Raw genomic sequence first — 16,596 nt, forward strand, 5'->3', positions numbered from 1 at the left:
CATGGCCACTCTCAGCGATCACCAGAAGAACAATCGCATCGTCTTCGAGACGGTCGAACCCGGTTACGAGCACGGCGTCGAACAGACGGTGCTCTCCGGGCCCCATCTCCAACTCCTCGCGCCCACACCGCGCGACCTTTATCAGCACCGCCTGCACGACGTCGACGGCTCTGTTTCCGAGATGTATCAGGCCAACGCCCGGTGGCGCCTCTCAGACCTCGACGCCGCACCGAGCGACAACGAGGCGCAGCAGTTGCGGGCGTGGTTCCTCGCCTCCGGTCGCACCTACTCGACCATCGAGGAGAACGTCTCGGGCGTGCAACTCGCCCTCACCGACGTCCCCTCGCCGCTCGGCACGGCGCTCGCAGCCGTGGCACGTCTCGGCGCGGAATCCGGACTGTTGTACGGCTCCGATGTGGTCCTGCTGTGGCGCGGCGCGACGTGGTTGCTGCCCGCGTCGTCATCTCACCTCGTGCGTATGCGTCTCGTCGGGCCGAAGCTCCAGCGACGCCTCGTGAGCGCCACTCCGGTCGACAAGCGCGCGGCCTTCGACGCGGCGTCCGCGATCGTGTCGGTGACGACGGTGCCGTGGCGGGTCGAGATTCTGCAGGGTCCGCGTGGCTACCGCGTGGCCCTTCAACAATCGGGATTGCTGCTCACCGTCCTCATGCAGACCCTCGCTCGAGCGGGTGGCGCCCCGACCGTGGCAACGGACTTCGCCGACATCGAGGTCGACACGGTCTTCGACCAAGACGGGATCGAGCGGTTCACGACTGCTCTTGTCGCCGTCTCCGCGGAGGCCGCGCCGCGACCGCCCGGCACGGACGCCGGTCGCACGCCAGAAGACGCCGTGACAGACGCTGATCACGGGGAGGGCGCCCGATGACCGCCGAACACGCGACCGCGCTCGATCGGCCGAACACCGTGCCCGCGCTGATCGACGACCTCACCGTCCTTCTCGACCGCGCGGCGGCCGATGGGCTGTGTCACCCCTCGTGGGCGGCGGCCGCTCTGGACCTCGTGCGCGAAGGCGTGCCGTTGATCAGCGACGACGACGTTCTTGTCGCCCACCTTATCCATCGGTCGCTGCGTGCCGAAGCGAGCAAGGACGGGCCACCGGTCTCGCGCCTCGCGACCATGCGCGCTCCGGATCTCGCCGTCGGTCGGCCCGGCGAACGCCGCGTGAGCCTCCCGGGGGATCTGCCCGACATGCTGCAGCCTTTCGCCGAGCTCGTCGCCGAGCGCCGATCGACGCCGATGTACGGCAGTGACCCTCTGCCACTAACGGATCTCGCCGGCATCCTGAGCCAGTCGTTCGGTTCGAGAGGCTTCGAACTCGGATACCAACGCCGCGACATCCCCAAGCGCGTCGGGGCATCGGCGGGCGGCCTGCAGTCTTACGACTGCCAGGTGATCGTGAACGACGTCGAGGGTCTCGAACCCGGCAGGTACTCCTACGATCCGCTCGGGCACGAATTGGTGATCGAAGAACTCGGCGACTTCCGTCTTCCGCTCCGCGACGCGGCGATCGAGTCGGACTTCCTGCTCTTCGCACAGGCGGTGATCGCCCTGACCGGAGACTTCCCCCGCGTGGCGTGGAAGTACGGCACTCGCGGGTATCGCTACATGGGGCTGGATGCCGGGATCGTCACGGCTCACGTCTACCTCGCCGCCACGGCACTCGGCGTGAGCGTCAACGCCCTCGCCGCGTTCGCCGACGATCCGCTCAACCGATTGCTGCGGTTGGACGGCAAGGACCGGTTCGCGCACTTACTCATTCCCATCGGCACCGCTCCCGGGCGCCGTCCCCGATGACCGGTCCCCTCGAGGCGATCGGCGCGGCCGTCGGTGTTCTCGCCGTGTTCGGCATCGTGATGGCCGTGCTCGATCTCGTCGCCCGCGGCGGGGCGTGGTGGCTTCGAACGGTGGTCGAGGAGCACGGCGCTGTCGTGTACGTGGCGGTACTGCTCGTCGCCACCTTTGCTCTGGCGGTGACGGGCGCGCTCGACCCGCTCGCCGCGCTCCGCATCGACGTGGGGCCGACGGTGGTGCTCGCGTCGGCGATTGCGATCCCGGCAGCCGTGACGTGGTATGTCGTCGAACTGGCCGTCTCGTCGGCGTCCGTGCGCGCGCAGGCGGCGCATCGCCCGGGCGGCCGCGTCGGTTCCGTTGTCGACGGGGTCGCCGACGTCGTTCGACGCCCGGTCCTGTGGTGGTCGTTGGCGGTCGCCTCGGCGGTGACGGAGGAACTGATCTTCCGGGGGATGCTGCTCGTCAGCCTCGCCAGCGCGTGGGGGGTGCTCGCCGCCGTCGCACTGTCCGCCGTCCTGTTCGGTTTGCACCACATCTCGTTCGGCGCCCCGTCGGTGGTGTCCAAGACGGTGGGCGGGATCTTCCTCGGCGTCCAGACGGTCGTCTGCGGCTCCGTCGTCCCGGCGATCGCGACGCATCTGATGTTCCAGGCGCTGGTCTTCCGCCGGCTTCGGCGCCGACGGACGGCGCATCATGTCGGTTGATTTCCACGCCACGGGGGAGGGATACCTCCGTTCGCCGCGGCACAGTTCGCTGCGAGATGTCGTGCAGAGCACCATCGCCGCCGAGCGCGCGGCCGGTGTCGTGGTGACTCGCCGACTGGGGGTCTCTCTCGCCTGGTGGCTGTTCGCGAGGGAGTACGACGAGCGCGTCGGCATGACCGGCGACGACCCGCACCTCGGCGCGACCGAGTGGGGCGGAGAGTGGATCGAGACGGAGCCACGCGGACCGCAGGGGTGGTGGCCGGCGCCTCAGTGCGACGGTGTCGTCTTCGATGGCCTCGCGCGACTGGGTCTGCGCTGGGTGTGCCTCGGCGCTTCGGTCGGCGATCAGCTCGATCGGATCGCCGGCCTCGCCCGCGATCGGGGGTTGGCGTTGGCGCTGCGACCATCTCCGGGGGCGGTGCGGTTTGCCGCCTCGAACCCGTCCGTCGAGGCGACCTGGGAGTCGCTGCCCGCCCTCCTTGCGGTTCTGGTGACGGGGGAACATGCCGGTGTCCCGCCGGAGTCCACGGCCGACGTCCTGCGTGTCGTCGCTCGGGCGAGTCAGGATGACGTCGTCAGGGCGATCGATCGAGTCTCCGCCCTCGGCTTGCCGGTCGTCCCGCTCCTGACCGTCGCCGAACGGCAGGCGGGTCTGCGCGCGCTCGTGTGGTCGCCGCAGCTGAGCGCGGCGGCTCGTGCTCTGCCCTATCACGAGCGTCTGCTGTCGCTGCGTGCGCCCGGCGCTCTGCGGATGGGCGGGCGTGAGGCGGCCTTGCACCTCGGCATTCCTCTGCTCGATCGGGCCGGTGAACGCGAGGTCGCCGCGGGGCTCGAGCGCTCGCGCGAAGCGGTGCGCGAGCTGTATGCCCGCGGCCATGACGTTCGCGCGGGTTCGGGCGCTCCCGGGGCGGGCTGCGCGCCCGGACTGGCGGCGCTCGACGAGAACGAGGCGTTGGCGGCACTGGGGGCCGCCGCCGAGGCGGTATCGCGATGAGAGGGAACGAATGACGAGCGACATTCCGTTGTTGTCCGTGCGCGGTCTGGGTAAGGCGTACGGGCCGGTGCGTGCCGTCGTCGACGCTTCGCTCGAGGTTCGCGCCGGAGAGATCGTGTGCCTCGTCGGCCCGAACGGGTCGGGCAAGACCACGCTGATCGAGTGCGTCGAGGGGCTGCGCGCGCCCGATGCCGGTCGGATCGAGCTGCTCGGCGACGCCGGAGGGTCGCGCCGCGAACGCGCCAGGATGCTCGGGGTGCAGTTGCAGGAGGAGGGGTTCCCGGGGCGCATCCGCGTCGCCGAAGCCGTGATTCTGTACGCAGCGATCTACTGCGTCGTCGGCGCTGACGGTGACCTGATCGCGCGGCTGGGACTCGAGGAGTTCTCGCGCCGGCCGTTCGAGACGTTGAGCGGCGGGCAGAAGCGTCGGACGGCCCTCGCTCTCGCGTTCATCCACGACCCGCGCCTCGTGATCCTCGACGAGCCGTCCGCCGGGCTCGACCCCGAGGGCCAGGGTGAGATCATCCGCCTGCTCGTCGACCGGGCGTCGACGGGAGTCGGGATGCTGGTGACCACCCACGACATGCACGTCGCCGCCGAGATCGCGCACCGCGTCGTCGTGATGTCGCGCGGGCGCACCATCGCCGACGGCACCCCGGCGGAGCTGCTCGCGGCACTCCCGCACGAATGGTGCCTCACGGGTATCGACGCGGCGTCGTCCTCACAGACGGCGTCGGCGGTGCGCGACGGCCGCAGCACGCGCACCTACGGGCCGGTCGACGATCTGCGCGCGGCATACGAGGCGTTGACGCCCGCCCAGCGGGCACGCGCCACCCTGCGACGCACCGATCTCAGCGACATCGCATTCCTCGGCGGTGTCGCGCACGACGAAGGAACACCCGCATGACGTCTCTCGTCCGCTCGCTCCGGGCTCTCGTCGGAGTGGAACTGCGCCTGTTCCTGCGCGAGCCGACAGCGATGTTCTTCTCGATCGCCTTTCCCCTGATCCTGCTGCTGTTCGTCGGCTCCATCGGAGCAACCGACGAGGTGGCGCCGGGCATTCGCTTCATCGACACCTACATGGCGTCGATGGTTGCCGTCACCGCGGCCAACGTCGGCATCATGGGGCTGTCCATCCATGTCGCTGAGAACCGCTCGCGCGGGGCGCTGAAACGGTACCGTCTCTCTCCTCTCCATCCCGCCGTGTTCTTCGGGGCGCAGTTCATCACAGCCGCTGTCACGGTGACCGTCTCGCTCCTCGGTCTCATCGTGGTCACCCTCGTGCTCTACGGGTTGTCTTCGACGGCGAATTGGCCGGCGTTCCTGGCATCGGCCCTCGGGGTGCTCGTCGTGACGGTCGCGTGGGGGGTGCTCCTCGGCGGCCTCCGTCTGCCGATGCGCAGTGTGCAGGTGGTGTCCGCCGCCGTGTTCTTCGTCATGTTCTTCTCGAGTGGAGCGGCCCTGCCCCGGCAGTCGTTCCCCGATTGGCTGCAGGCCATCGTGCAGTGGAACCCTCTCGCCATCGCCAACGATCTGCTGGTCTTCACCTATAGCGGCTATGGCGAGGTCGACGCCTCGCGGCTCTTCGCCCTGACGCTCTCCACCGTTGTCGTCGTCATCGTGACGACGCTCACGTTCGATTGGGAAGGACGTAGTTCATGACACCCGTACGCCTCGAAGAGACGCACTGGAACCGTCGCCGCCCTGTGGTGGCGACCACGTTGACGCGCGAAGAGGAGAGGTCGCTCGCGGAGATCGAGTCGCTGCACTCGCCCGACGGCTTCATCCGACTGCTTACGACGTACTTTCGCGCGGCATCCGGCGCGCATCTGCACACCGCGCACGGGCAGTACTTCGACTTCGACCACATCGTGAGCCGTGTGCTCGGGGTGGCGGGATTGAACTCGGGCTACAGCTCGCAGGTCTACGGCGGCGGCAAGGGCCTGGATCTGCCGAACGCCTATGTGTCCGCGATGGGCGAGGGTGTCGAACGCGTGCTCGGGTCGTTCGCGTTCCTGCAGTGGGCCGACCGCCTCGCCTACGGCAGCCGCCGCGAGATGCAGCGACAGGGGCGCGTGTGTCTGGGAGCGGACGATATCCCGCTCTTCTCCGACGCGCAGTACGCCGACCCGCACTTCCTCTTCGACCGGTGGGGCGACGACGACCACCTCGGGTGGATCCCCGGCCGGCGCCTGTACGCCGGCGACGAGGTGTGGGTGCCCGCGCAGCTCGTGCTGTTCACGTACTATCGGCAGCCCGAGGAGCCGCTCATCGGTCTCGCCCCCAGCGGCGGACTCGCCTGCCACGTCTCGACCGACAAGGCCGTCTTCCACGCTCTCGACGAACTTATCGAACGTGACGCGGTCAATCTTCGCTGGCATGCCCGGGTGCCGCTCGACGAGATCGTGCTCGACGTGCCTTTACGTGACCGCCGCCTCCAACGCGCGGTCGATCGCCTCCACGAGGGGGTCGGAGCCCCGAGATTCTTCCTTCAGAACCTTGACTTCCCCGAGTTCCCGGTCATCACCGCCGTGCAGTTCGACGAGTGGCTGCCCGAGATGACCTACAACGCAGGCGGGGGGATCGGACCGACTCCGGATGCCGCGATGCGTTCCGCCCTGGGGGAGTACTCGCAGTCGGAGCGCACTCTGCGCATCTGCCAGCAGACCGACAACTGGCAGTTCCGGGCCTCGTTCGAGCGGCTCTTCGGCATCCACCCGGATGCAGAGCCGCACGAATTCCTCCGCTTCGTGCAGGCCATCACGTTCTATGGCTACCCCGAGAACGCGCGCCGCACCGATTGGTACTTCCGCGGCGGCGGGGAGGTGCGCCTGAGCGAGCTGTACGACATCGTCGATCGGGCCGACCCCGATCCCGTCGCTCGTCTGCATTCGTCGTTGCAGAAGCGGGGGATCGACCCGATCATGTTCGACTTCAGCCACCGCGACCTCATGCAGACGCGCATCTGGAAGAGCTATATTCCCGAGCTCGCGCAACCGTACCCGCCGCAGACTCCGGCCCTCGGGCATCCGCGTTATCAGACCGTGCCGGTCGAAGCCGGATTTCGCGCCGAACCTGTCGGCGACGATCTGCTCTCAGACCCCCTGCCGTACCCGTGAGCGGCGACGTGAGTTCGCACCGGCGACGAGACGCGCTCGCATCCACGGCCGTCGCACTGGCGTGCACGCGTTTGGGTGCGGTGCTCGGGCTGATGCCCGTGATCGTCGCATCCGTGGGGGCGCAGAATCTGCTGCCGTTCGCGCTGCATCTCGCCGGCGCCGCGGCGACGGTGATCACGCTCGTGCAGCACCGGGTCGTTCTCCGTCTGATCGGGATCGCCTTCACCGGCTACAGCACGATCGCCCTGGCCGGCACGGCTCCGCCTCTCGTGGCGACGTGGCTGTGGGTGTGCGGCGGTGCACTGACGGCGAGTCTGCTCATGGTGGTTCTTCGGCCCGGGGGGCGCCCGCGCCCCGCGGCGTGGATCGCCGGGGTCGTGGGCGGCGTCGTGGGCAGTGGCGTGTCGCTGCTCTTGCTCTTGACGTGACGGCTCCGGCGGGTCCCGGTCCGCGCGTCCGACCTGCGGCTGGGAGAAGGATTCCCCGCGATCGTGTCGCACCTCGAGCCGACGCCGTCGGGCGTGCGCGTCGTCACCGACCGCGGGGCTGCCGAGGTGGCGCCGGGTGAGGCCGCGGGGCTCGGTGCGGGAGACGCCGTGCGGGTGAGCGTGGCGCCCGATCGGGTGCGGTTCGTCGCGGCATCCTGACGCTCGCGCCTCGCCGATATCGCGCGGAGCGCCCGCCGGTGGGAGCGCGCCCGCCGTGGCCACGGCTCGCAGTGGCGATGTCGGACCCGTGGGCGACAATCGGCCTATGAGCGAATCGACCGTCACCCGAGCAGCGGGTGCGCGCCTGCTGAGCATCGGCGAGTTCTCGCGATACGTCGGTATCAGTGTGCGGATGCTGCGCCACTACGACGAGCGCGGGCTCCTCACGCCCGCGTCGGTCGACGCGTTCACGTCGTACCGGCGGTACACGCCCGATCAGCTGCGCGTGGCGGGCCGCATCCGCACCCTGCGCGACGCCGGTTGCGGCATCTCGCTCATCGCGGAGCTCCTCCCGCTCTTCGCCACCCCCCACGTGCTGCGGGCGCGCCTCGCTCAGCACGCGGCCTCGCTCGAGACCGCGGCCGCCGAGCTTCGAGCGCAGCAGCGTCTGACGCTGTCGTTGGCCGACGCGCTCGACACGTCGCCGGCCGTGGTCGGTGAGCGGGTCTTCCCCGCCGTGCGGACGCTTCGGCTGCGGCGCACGGTGGCCTGCTATCCGGCGGAGGGTGAGCTCTGGGCCGACCTTCGCGACCTGATCGCCCGCCCGGACGGCGCTGACCCGGCGCGCTTCGGCGAGCTGGTCGGCGCCACCTACTTCGACGAGGAGTTCCGCGACGACGACGTCGAGATGGCGATCTGGCGCGACTACAGCGGGCCGTTTTCGCCGCAGGACGGGTTCGACATCGCTGAACTCCCCGCGCAGCGCGTCGCCTGGACCACCCACAGGGGAGACTTCGACACCATCGGGCGCGCGACCGAGATCCTCGGCACCTGGATCGCCGAACACGGGTTCGCGCGAGCGGGTGCCCTCTTCAATGTCTACGTCGTGGGGCCCGGGCGAGAGAGCGACCCCGCGAAGTGGGTTACCGAGGTCAACGTGCCGATCGCTTGACCCTCTCACTGTGGCAGGTCGCACTCTCGATGCAGAGGGCGGACGAGCCGCCCGAGACGAGAGAGGTCACACCCATGAGCGACACGAACACCGTGAACTACTTCGAGATCGGCACTCCCGACCCGCAGGCCGCTCGCTCCTTCTACGGGCAGCTGTTCGGCTGGCGGTTCGCGGCCGCCAATCCCGGCGGCTACGCCGCCGTGAACGAGAACGCCGGCGGGCTCTGGGACACGTCGCAGATCGGCGGTGAAGCGTGGGCGGTGTTCTACGTCGAGGTCGCGGACATCCGCGCGACGCTGCAGTCGGCGATCGAGCAGGGCGCCGAGGCGGTGCGGCCGCTCGTTGACAACGGGACGATCCTCTTCGCCCACCTCGCCGATCCGGCCGGCAACCGGTTCGGCGTGTGGCAGCGCAAGCTCGTCGGCTGACGAGCGAGACGGGGCCGCTCCCGCTGGTGAGTGCCCACAACTCCCGGACGCCGAGTCCGTGACGCACGGGACTCCAACTGAGTGTCCAGAACACCCGGGCCTCGCAAGATTCTCTCCGGGTGTTCTGGACACTCAGCCCGCCGGCTGGGCCTACGGCGCGGTGACGGGACGTGATCAGCGCCCGGGCGGACGGGTCAGCCGGAGACGACCCGCCCGTCCTCCATCCGCACCTCGCGGTCCACCAGCCCGGCGGGCACCTCGACGTGCGACACGAGCAGCACGGCACGGTCGCGATCGACCGCGCCGAGCAGGTCGTGCAGCAGGGCCTCGGATGCCGCGGGGTCCACGCCCGCGGTCGGCTCGTCGAGCACGAGCACCGGGAACCCGCGCAGGAGCGCCCGTGCCAGAGCCAGTCGTTGCGCCTGCCCGCCCGAGACGAGGACGCCCCGGTCGCCGACGCGGGTGTCGAGGCCGCCGCGCTCGCGGACCCAGCCGTCGAGCCCCACGCGTGCGAGGACGGCCCACAGGTCTGCGTCGCTCGCCGTGTCGCGAGCGAAGAGCAGGTTCTGGCGCACCGACTCGTCGAACAGGAACGGCGCCTGCTCGATCAGCCCGACCGTCCGGCGCAGGTCGTCGCCGGAGAGCTCGCGCGCCTCGATGCCGCCCACCGTGTACGACCCCGCGTAGTCGAGGAAGCGCACGAGAACGTGGGCGAGCGTCGTCTTGCCCGCGCCGCTCGGCCCCGAGACGAGGACACGCTCTCCGGGGCACACGCGCAGTTCGACGTCGTCGAGCCGCCCGGCGTCGCCGTCGGAGTCGCTGCGGGCGGGCCAGTGCGCCGCCAGCCCGCGGAGCACGAGACCCTCGCCGAGTGCGGGCCCGGTGCCGGTGGCCGCGGGTTCGGTCTGCGGCAGGCCGTCGGGGATGGTCTCGGGCACCGCTTCGGCGATCCGCTCGGCCGCAGCCCGCACCTGCCGCCAGGACGCGAGGGCGAGAGGAACCGGTCCGAACACCTCGAACACGGCCATCGGCAGAAGCACGACGACCGCGAGCCCCGGCCCCGAGAGGGTCCCGCCGGTGACGCCCGGGGCCGCGACCGCGAGGGCGAGCAGCGAGGCGGCGCCGGCGAGCACCGAGACCGTACCGGAGGTGAGCCCCTGCGCCACGCCCCGACGGACCAGCGCCCGGCGCAGAGCGGCGTCGGCGGAGCGGACGCGCTCGCGCGCGGCATCCAGAGCCCCGTAGGCGGTCAGCACGTCGAGGTTCGTCAGGAGGTCGTGCACCGCGTCGGCGACGGCGGTGCGAAGCGGCGCCACCGAGCGCTCCGCGCGGGAGCCCGCCGCCCACCCGACGGCCACGGCGACCCCGAAGGCCACGACGAGGCAGGCGAGCAGCACGAGTGCGGCCGGCCACGAGATGAACGCCGTGAAGACGACCGCGGCGAGAGAGGTCAGGGCGGCGGCCGACAGGGGCAGGACGACCCGCAGCGGAAGGTTCTGCAGCTCCTCGACGTCGTCGACGACGCTCGACAGGAGTCCTCCGCGGTGCGCGCGCCCGAGCCCGTCCGGCGCCAGGGGCACCAGCTCGCGCACGAGATCGGCGCGTAGGCCCGCCAGCTGGTGCAGGGCCGCATCGTGGCTCGTCAACCGCTCGAGGTAGCGGAACACCCCGCGCGACAGCGCGAACGCGCGCACCCCGACGACGGCGGCCGACAGGTACATCACGAGCGGCTGCTCCGCCGCCCGCGCGATGAGCCATGCGCTCGCCGCGAGCAGCGCGACGGCACTCAGCGCGGTGCCGAAGCCCGACAGCACCGCGGGCGCGAACCGACGACGCGAGGGCATCGCCGAGCGCAGGATGCCGCGTACCCGGGTGTTCACTCGCGTCCCTCCTGGTGGCCGGGGGCGGGGCGGAGGTGGCTGAGCTCGTCGAAGCCTCCGGTCCCTTCGACGGGCTCAGGGACCTGGCGTGCGGGCTCAGGGACCTCGCGTGCGGGGTCGAGGGCCTGGGCGATGTCGGGGGCGGGGCGGAGGTGGCTGAGCTCGTCGAAGCCTCCGGTCCCTTCGACAGGCTCAGGGACCTGGCGTGCGGGCTCAGGGACCTCGCGTGCGGGGTCGAGGGCCGGGGCGACGTCGGTGTCGGGGCGGAGGGTGGCTGAGCTCGTCGAAGCCTTCGGTCCCTTCGACAGGCTCAGGGACCTCGCGTGCGGGCTCAGGGACCTCGCGTGCGGGCTCGAGGGCCGGGGCGACGTCGGTGTCGGGGCGGAGGTGGCTGAGCTCGTCGAAGCCTTCGGTCCCTTCGACGGGCTCAGGGACCTTGCGTGCGGGCTCGAGGACCTCGCGTGCGGGCTCGGGGGCAGCGGGACGCAGCTCGACCACGCGATCCGCGATCCACCGCGCGGACGGGCGGTGCGACACGAGCAGCACCCCGCGACCGGCGTCGGCCTCACGGCGCAGGGTCGTCCACAGGTGCGCTTCGGTCGTGGCATCCAGGGCGCTCGAGGGCTCGTCGAGCACGAGCACCGGCGCACCGGCGATGCGTGAGCGATACAGCGCTCGGGCCACGGCGACCCGCTGCGCCTGCCCACCGGAGAGGCCCGATCCGCCCGCGCCGAGCGGCGTCGCCGGATCGATGTCGGCGGCCGCGTCGGCCAGCGCTCGCGCTACGGCGACGGCATCGAGGGTCGACCCGAGCGCGACGTTCTCGCCGACCGTGCCCGACACGAGTCCGGGCCGCTGTCCCGCCCACGCGACCACGGCGCGCGCGTGGGAGACGGCCTCGCCACCCACGCGCACCTCGCCGTCATGCTCGGCGTACCCGAGCAGCGCGGCGATCAGCGACGACTTCCCGACTCCGCTCGGGCCGGTCACGAGCACGATCTCGCCCGGTCCCACCGACAGCGACACCGTCGGCATCCGGTGCACTCCGCGGTGCACACGCACCTCGCGCAGCGCCACCGTCGACCCGGTCGCCGAGGTCTCGGCATCCGGGGCGGGGGTCTTCCGGGCGGCATCGAGGGCGTCGAAGATCTCGCCCGTGGCCGCGACCCCCTCCGACGCCGCGTGGAACTGCACGCCGACCTGGCGCAGCGGAAGGTAGGCCTCGGGCGCGAGCAGCAGCACGAACAGGCCGACGAGCAGCGAGAGGTCGCCCGCGAGGAGCCGGAAGCCGATCGTCACGGCGATGATCGCGACGGAGATGGATGCCAAGAACTCGAGGGCGAAGCCCGAGAGGAACGACACGCGCAGCACCGTCATCGTCTCGCGCTTGTAGTCGCGCGTGACGGTCTCGATCGTGTCGGCGGCACGGTGCTGACGCCCGAACGCCTTGAGCGTGCCGAGGCCCTCGACCGTGTCGGCGAAGCGTGCGGCGAGCCTCCCGAGCGTGCGGTACTGCTTCTGCTGCACGGCACGGGTCGCCAGTCCGATCAGCACCATGAAGATCGGGATGAGCGGGATCGTGAGGACCACGATGAGGCCCGAGAGCGGATCGGCCAGGGCGATCGCCCCGATGAGGATCGGCATCGTGATCGCGGTCGCGACGAGCTGCGGAAGATAACGCCCGAAGTAGGCGTCGAGCGCCTCGAGGCCGTGCCCCGCGGTGGTCGCGAGCGACGCGGTGTTGCGCCCGGCCAGCCACCGGGGGCCGAAGCCGGGCCACCGCGGCGACGAGCTTCTCACGCAGCTGCAGCGAGGCGACCGCCGCTCCGCGCGCCGACACGCGCTCCGACGCGACGATCAGCAGCCCGCGCAGGAGGACCAGGGATGCCGCCACCCCCACGTATCCCCACAGGTCCGCCGGTGGTCGCCCGCCGATCGCGCCGACGAGCGCCGAGGTCAACGCCCACGCGAAACCGACGATCACGCCGGTCTGCGCCAGCACGATCGCGGCGGTGATGACGAGGAACCCGCGGGCGGCCGTGGCGTAGCGCATGAGCCGCGGGTCCACGGGACGCATCTTCTCTGCTCCCACGTCACTCACGACAACGATCCTTCCAGACGGGCCGCCCCGCTCCCCGAGGGAGCGGGACGACCGGCGTCAGTGCGCGACGAGGGCGGCCTTCTCGATGCGGGCGCGCGTGACGCGCTTGCGGAACACCCAGTACGTCCACCCCTGGTACGCGAGCACCAGCGGCAGGAAGATCAGCGCCGCCCAGCTCATGATCGTCAGCGTGTAGTCGGTGCTGGACGCGTTCTCGATCGTCAGGCCCGAGCCCGCCTCGAGCGTCGAGGGCATCACGTTCGGGAAGAGCGCGAAGAACAGGGCCGCCACCGCCGTGACGATCGTGATCGCGCCGAGCGTGAAGGCGGTGCCCTCGCGGTCGCGAAGGTTGGCCACCCACGAGCCGATCAGGGCCAGCGCGGCGATGCCGGACAACGCGACGACCCCCAGCAGGAGCGGCGCCTGATTGTTCGCCGCCTGGACGATCGTCCAGACCAGGAACAGGGCTGCGGCCACGATGGTCGCGAGGCCCGAGGTCCGGGCGAGTTTCCGCGCATCCGTCCGCACCTGCCCGTCCGTCTTCAGCGCCACGAAGTACACGCCGTGGGTGAAGAAGAGCAGCAGAGTCACCAGGCCACCCAGGATGCCGTAAGGGTTGAGCAGCGTGAACAGGGTGCCCACGTACTCGTGATCGGCATCCAGAGGCACGCCCTGCACGATGTTCGCGAACGCGACTCCCCACAGGAACGCGGGGACGGCGGAGCCGATCACGATCATCCGGTCGAAGCCGCGCTTCCACTTCAGCGACTCGCGCTGGTGACGGTACTCGAACGAGACTCCGCGTGCGATCAGCGCCAGCAGGATCAGCAGCAGCGGCAGGTAGAACCCGCTGAAGAGGGTGGCGTACCACTCGGGGAACGAGGCGAACAGCGCCGCTCCCGCGACGATGACCCACGTCTCGTTGAGGTCCCAGACGGGGCCGATGGTGTTGATGATCTGGCGGCGCGCGATGTCGTCCTTGCCGAGGAACGGCAGTGACATCCCGACACCGAAGTCGAACCCGTCGAGCACGAAGTAGCCGATGAAGAGGAATCCGACGATCCAGAACCAGAGGTAGGCGAGATCCATGATGTTCTCCTTGAGCCGACTCAGTAGACGGTGGTCGGGGTGTTCTCGACGGTGTCGGGCTCCCGCGCCGCGTTCGGATCCGGCAGTGGGTCCGGTCCCTTCTGCGCGTACTTCTTGATGAGTCCGAATTCGACCACCGCGAGGCTCGCGTAGGTGAGGGTGAAGGCGATGAGCGAGACGAGCACGCTCCATCCCGGGACGCTGGGGGAGACGCCGTCCTGCGTGAGCATCAGGCCGAAGACGATCCACGGCTGGCGGCCCATCTCGGTGAAGACCCAGCCGACGAGGCTCGCGATCATCGGCAGGGGAGCGGCCCAGATCGCCACGCGCCACATCCACTGCTTCACGGGGCGGGTCGCCTTCTTGCGCGTGACCCACAGACCGACCGCGCTGATGAGGGCGGTCAGGCCGCCGAGCGCGATCATCCAGCGGAAGGCCCAGTAGGTGACCCACAGCACGGGCGCGAAGTTCCCGTCCACCTGGTCGGCGAACTGCGGGAACATCTGCTGGCTGTACAGCGTGTTCAGGTCGTTGATGCCTTCGACGCAGCCGTCGAGGGAGTGCGTCGACAGGATGCTGAGGAGGAAGGGCACGCGGATCGAGAACAGCTCGCTCGTGCCGTCGGGGGTGCCCAACGTGAAGATCGAGAACGAGGCATCCTGTCCGCAGACGGTGTTGAAGGTCGCCTCCGCCGCCGCCATCTTCATCGGCTGGGTCGCGACCATCACCAGGCTGAGCTGGTCACCGGCGACAGCCACGAGCACGAAGGACACGATCGCCGACCACAGCCCGAATCGGAGGGTCGTGCGCATCATCTCGACGTTGCGACCGCGAGCGAGGTGCCAGGCGGAGATCGAGGCCACGATCATCGCCGCGAACATCCAGCCCGAGAAGATCGTGTGCGGGAAGGCCGCGAGCGCCACGGGGTTGGTGAGCATCGCCCAGAAGTCGACGAGTTCGGCGCGGTGGCCGTCGGCGGCCATCTGGTAGCCGACCGGGTTCTGCATGAACGCGTTGGCGGCGATGATGAAGTAGGCCGAGAACGTGGCCCCGAGGGTCGCCATCCAGATGCTCGCGAGGTGAGCGAGGCGAGGGAGCTTGTCCCAGCCGAAGATCCACAGGCCGATGAAGGTGGCTTCGAGGAAGAAGGCGAGGAGCCCCTCGAAGGCGAGCGGTGCGCCGAAGACATCGCCCACGAAGCGGGAGTACGCCGACCAGTTCATGCCGAACTGGAACTCCTGGACGATGCCGGTGACGACGCCCATGGCGAAGTTGATGAGGAAGATCTTCCCGAAGAACCGGGTGAGGTGCAGCCACTTCACGTCTCCGGTGCGGTACCAGACGGTCTGGAAGATCGCGACGACGAGCGACATCCCCAGTGTCAGAGGCACGAAGAGGAAGTGGTACAGGGTCGTCAACCCGAACTGCCAGCGGGCGAGAGCGAGGGGGTCGAGCCACTCCACGAGGAGCCTCCGATCAAGCTGTGCTATGTGGTCAGACCACATGCTACGCCGCGCCGCACCGCGCCATTCCGCGTTGATTCGGCATCGAACCATATACTCGGAAAGTCATTTCTCGAGCGTGTTCGGAGAGTCCATGTCGGTGCGTCAGAGCCTGCTCGCGATCCTCGATCAGGGCGCCTGCTACGGCTCCCAGCTTCGCGCCGAGTACACCCGTCGGACCGGGGCGGCGGTGAACGTCGGGCAGGTCTACACGACGCTCGAGCGGCTCGAACGCGACGGCCTGGTCGACAACCGCGGAGTCGACGACGACGGGCGGGTCCTCTGGAGCGTCACGCCGGCGGGGCGCGCGGAGGCGCGCGCGTGGCTGAGAGCGGCGACCGTTGCCGACGGACGCGACGAGGTGGCCCTGCGCATCGCGCTGGCGGTCACCCTTCCGGACGCCGACGTCCCCGGCATCCTGGCTGCTCAGCGCGCCGGTGTGCGGGCTGCCCTCGCGGAAGAGGCGACTCAGGGCGACGGAGCGGATGCCACCGGGACGGCGATCGTCGCCGCGGCCCGGCGCGCTCGTCTCGAGGCTGAACTGCGCTGGCTCGATGAGGTGGAGGTGCTCGCGGCCGGGGCGACCGGCCTCGCGATCTCGGACGAGCGTCCCCGTCGCGGTCGCCCGGCGCGGGCGGCGCTGTGAGGGTAGTTAGCCGCACGTAGGAGTTTCGTCAAGGCCGGAGTGGATCAGAACCTCGGGGCACAGGGTGAGAACACACCCGGACGACCGAAGGAGTCACACATGGTCATGGAAGCACCGCTCAGCCGCCCGGGTCGCGTCGTCGCCGCTACGGCGGCCCCGTCGACACCCGTGGCTCCGATCGAGATCCCCTGGACGCGCATCGACATGGACCTCTACGAGGTCGCGCGCGACGGGTACATCGTCGGTTACGTGGAGGTCGTCGGCTCGGTCTTCGTGGCGCTCGGCGGAACGCGCTACGACCGCGCGGTCGAGGTCGCCCAGCACCTGACTTTCCACGCCGCCGTCGACGCGGTCCTGCGTCGCTCCGCGTGAGCGGTCAGCGCACGAGCGTGTAACCGGCTTCGTCGATCGCCGCCGCCAGCTCGTCATCGCCGGCGGTGCCGTTCGAGCGGATGCGGACGATGGATACGCCCCCGACGTTCAGGTCGATGCTCGCGACCTCGACGCCGTCGAGGGCGTCCAGCTCTTCGGTCACGGCGCGGACGCAGTGAGCGCACGTCATGCCTTCGACGCGGAGCTCGCTGTCGTAGAGGTCCTCGCTCGCCGAGGGGGTGGGGGCGGCAGCCGCGATGGTGTGGCCGCACCCGCAACCGTCGCCGCATCCTCCGCCGGAGGGCGTCGAGGCGGTCAGTCCGAGTTCGATGCGCTGCGTGGCCATGGGG

General features: G+C 70.1%; 18 protein-coding genes. 13 read left to right on the plus strand and 5 right to left on the minus strand.

Annotated features, from left to right (window positions below; all coding sequences use genetic code 11):
- Position 1 precedes the first annotated feature (1 nt).
- From QE388_RS11080 to QE388_RS11130, 11 genes are all read left to right on the plus strand, one after another.
- Positions 2 to 886: a hypothetical protein gene (locus tag QE388_RS11080; protein ID WP_275798811.1), complete on the plus strand. Its 885-nt coding sequence runs from the start codon at positions 2 to 4 to the stop codon at positions 884 to 886.
- On the plus strand, positions 883 to 1,815 hold the full coding sequence (locus QE388_RS11085; RefSeq protein ID WP_275798808.1) for a SagB/ThcOx family dehydrogenase: 933 nt from the start codon (positions 883 to 885) through the stop codon (positions 1,813 to 1,815). The genes QE388_RS11080 and QE388_RS11085 overlap by 4 nt, the downstream gene beginning before the upstream one ends.
- Positions 1,812 to 2,516: a CPBP family intramembrane glutamic endopeptidase gene (locus QE388_RS11090; protein ID WP_275798805.1), complete on the plus strand. Its 705-nt coding sequence runs from the start codon at positions 1,812 to 1,814 to the stop codon at positions 2,514 to 2,516. The genes QE388_RS11085 and QE388_RS11090 overlap by 4 nt, the downstream gene beginning before the upstream one ends.
- The gene (locus QE388_RS11095) at positions 2,506 to 3,510 is read left to right on the plus strand and encodes a hypothetical protein (RefSeq protein WP_275798802.1); all 1,005 of its coding nucleotides are present in this window, start codon (positions 2,506 to 2,508) and stop codon (positions 3,508 to 3,510) included. Before QE388_RS11090 ends, QE388_RS11095 begins: the two co-directional genes overlap by 11 nt.
- Before the next feature lie 10 nt (positions 3,511 to 3,520).
- Positions 3,521 to 4,417 carry an ABC transporter ATP-binding protein gene (locus QE388_RS11100; protein ID WP_307385332.1) on the plus strand — a complete coding sequence of 299 codons (897 nt, stop codon included), beginning with the start codon at positions 3,521 to 3,523 and terminating at the stop codon, positions 4,415 to 4,417.
- Positions 4,414 to 5,172, plus strand: coding sequence for an ABC transporter permease (locus tag QE388_RS11105; RefSeq protein ID WP_275798798.1), 759 nt, complete (start codon positions 4,414 to 4,416; stop codon positions 5,170 to 5,172). The genes QE388_RS11100 and QE388_RS11105 overlap by 4 nt, the downstream gene beginning before the upstream one ends.
- Complete coding sequence (locus QE388_RS11110; RefSeq protein ID WP_275798796.1) at positions 5,169 to 6,629, plus strand: YcaO-like family protein; 1,461 nt, start codon at positions 5,169 to 5,171, stop codon at positions 6,627 to 6,629. Before QE388_RS11105 ends, QE388_RS11110 begins: the two co-directional genes overlap by 4 nt.
- A 98-nt stretch (positions 6,630 to 6,727) precedes the next feature.
- Positions 6,728 to 7,057 (plus strand): hypothetical protein, encoded by a 330-nt coding sequence (locus QE388_RS11115; RefSeq protein WP_307385335.1) that lies wholly within the window; start codon positions 6,728 to 6,730, stop codon positions 7,055 to 7,057.
- 63 nt (positions 7,058 to 7,120) lie between these two features.
- The gene (locus QE388_RS11120; protein WP_193752605.1) at positions 7,121 to 7,276 is read left to right on the plus strand and encodes a hypothetical protein; all 156 of its coding nucleotides are present in this window, start codon (positions 7,121 to 7,123) and stop codon (positions 7,274 to 7,276) included.
- Positions 7,277 to 7,382: 106 nt separating this feature from the next.
- Positions 7,383 to 8,228 (plus strand): MerR family transcriptional regulator, encoded by an 846-nt coding sequence (locus QE388_RS11125; RefSeq protein ID WP_275797810.1) that lies wholly within the window; start codon positions 7,383 to 7,385, stop codon positions 8,226 to 8,228.
- Between the two features lie 74 nt (positions 8,229 to 8,302).
- Positions 8,303 to 8,656, plus strand: coding sequence for a VOC family protein (locus QE388_RS11130; protein ID WP_275797808.1), 354 nt, complete (start codon positions 8,303 to 8,305; stop codon positions 8,654 to 8,656).
- Between the two features lie 194 nt (positions 8,657 to 8,850).
- On the opposite strand, the gene cydC is transcribed toward QE388_RS11130, so the two are convergent.
- From cydC to QE388_RS11150, 4 genes are all read right to left on the minus strand, one after another.
- Positions 8,851 to 10,536, minus strand: coding sequence for a thiol reductant ABC exporter subunit CydC (gene cydC / locus QE388_RS11135; protein WP_307385337.1), 1,686 nt, complete (start codon positions 10,534 to 10,536; stop codon positions 8,851 to 8,853).
- 213 nt (positions 10,537 to 10,749) lie between these two features.
- Positions 10,750 to 12,336, minus strand: coding sequence for a thiol reductant ABC exporter subunit CydD (cydD, locus tag QE388_RS11140; RefSeq protein ID WP_307385338.1), 1,587 nt, complete (start codon positions 12,334 to 12,336; stop codon positions 10,750 to 10,752).
- Between the two features lie 358 nt (positions 12,337 to 12,694).
- Positions 12,695 to 13,726, minus strand: coding sequence for a cytochrome d ubiquinol oxidase subunit II (cydB, locus tag QE388_RS11145; protein WP_307385339.1), 1,032 nt, complete (start codon positions 13,724 to 13,726; stop codon positions 12,695 to 12,697).
- Between the two features lie 20 nt (positions 13,727 to 13,746).
- Positions 13,747 to 15,189, minus strand: a complete 1,443-nt coding sequence (locus QE388_RS11150; protein ID WP_307385341.1) for a cytochrome ubiquinol oxidase subunit I — start codon at positions 15,187 to 15,189, stop codon at positions 13,747 to 13,749.
- Between the two features lie 133 nt (positions 15,190 to 15,322).
- Here QE388_RS11150 and QE388_RS11155 point away from each other — a divergent pair, with 133 nt between their 5' ends.
- Both QE388_RS11155 and QE388_RS11160 read left to right on the plus strand, forming a co-directional pair.
- Positions 15,323 to 15,874 (plus strand): PadR family transcriptional regulator, encoded by a 552-nt coding sequence (locus QE388_RS11155; RefSeq protein ID WP_275796030.1) that lies wholly within the window; start codon positions 15,323 to 15,325, stop codon positions 15,872 to 15,874.
- Between the two features lie 99 nt (positions 15,875 to 15,973).
- The gene (locus QE388_RS11160; RefSeq protein ID WP_275796028.1) at positions 15,974 to 16,246 is read left to right on the plus strand and encodes a hypothetical protein; all 273 of its coding nucleotides are present in this window, start codon (positions 15,974 to 15,976) and stop codon (positions 16,244 to 16,246) included.
- 4 nt (positions 16,247 to 16,250) lie between these two features.
- Here the strand turns inward: QE388_RS11160 and QE388_RS11165 are convergent, their stop codons facing one another.
- Positions 16,251 to 16,592 (minus strand): heavy-metal-associated domain-containing protein, encoded by a 342-nt coding sequence (locus QE388_RS11165; RefSeq protein WP_307385343.1) that lies wholly within the window; start codon positions 16,590 to 16,592, stop codon positions 16,251 to 16,253.
- Between the last annotated feature and the right edge of the window lie 4 nt (positions 16,593 to 16,596).

Origin of the sequence: Microbacterium sp. SORGH_AS_0969 (genome assembly GCF_030818255.1) — a bacterium.
Lineage (GTDB): Bacteria > Actinomycetota > Actinomycetes > Actinomycetales > Microbacteriaceae > Microbacterium.

Coding starts and splice junctions, on each gene's coding strand:
- QE388_RS11165 (WP_307385343.1), bottom strand. CDS start 16,592: ATGGCCACGCAGCGCATCGAACTCGGACTGACCGCCTCGACGCCCTCC.
- QE388_RS11095 (WP_275798802.1), top strand. CDS start 2,506: ATGTCGGTTGATTTCCACGCCACGGGGGAGGGATACCTCCGTTCGCCG.
- QE388_RS11105 (WP_275798798.1), top strand. CDS start 4,414: ATGACGTCTCTCGTCCGCTCGCTCCGGGCTCTCGTCGGAGTGGAACTG.
- QE388_RS11100 (WP_307385332.1), top strand. CDS start 3,521: ATGACGAGCGACATTCCGTTGTTGTCCGTGCGCGGTCTGGGTAAGGCG.
- QE388_RS11090 (WP_275798805.1), top strand. CDS start 1,812: ATGACCGGTCCCCTCGAGGCGATCGGCGCGGCCGTCGGTGTTCTCGCC.
- QE388_RS11130 (WP_275797808.1), top strand. CDS start 8,303: ATGAGCGACACGAACACCGTGAACTACTTCGAGATCGGCACTCCCGAC.
- QE388_RS11110 (WP_275798796.1), top strand. CDS start 5,169: ATGACACCCGTACGCCTCGAAGAGACGCACTGGAACCGTCGCCGCCCT.
- QE388_RS11155 (WP_275796030.1), top strand. CDS start 15,323: ATGTCGGTGCGTCAGAGCCTGCTCGCGATCCTCGATCAGGGCGCCTGC.
- cydB (WP_307385339.1), bottom strand. CDS start 13,726: ATGGATCTCGCCTACCTCTGGTTCTGGATCGTCGGATTCCTCTTCATC.
- QE388_RS11125 (WP_275797810.1), top strand. CDS start 7,383: ATGAGCGAATCGACCGTCACCCGAGCAGCGGGTGCGCGCCTGCTGAGC.
- QE388_RS11160 (WP_275796028.1), top strand. CDS start 15,974: ATGGTCATGGAAGCACCGCTCAGCCGCCCGGGTCGCGTCGTCGCCGCT.
- QE388_RS11080 (WP_275798811.1), top strand. CDS start 2: ATGGCCACTCTCAGCGATCACCAGAAGAACAATCGCATCGTCTTCGAG.
- QE388_RS11085 (WP_275798808.1), top strand. CDS start 883: ATGACCGCCGAACACGCGACCGCGCTCGATCGGCCGAACACCGTGCCC.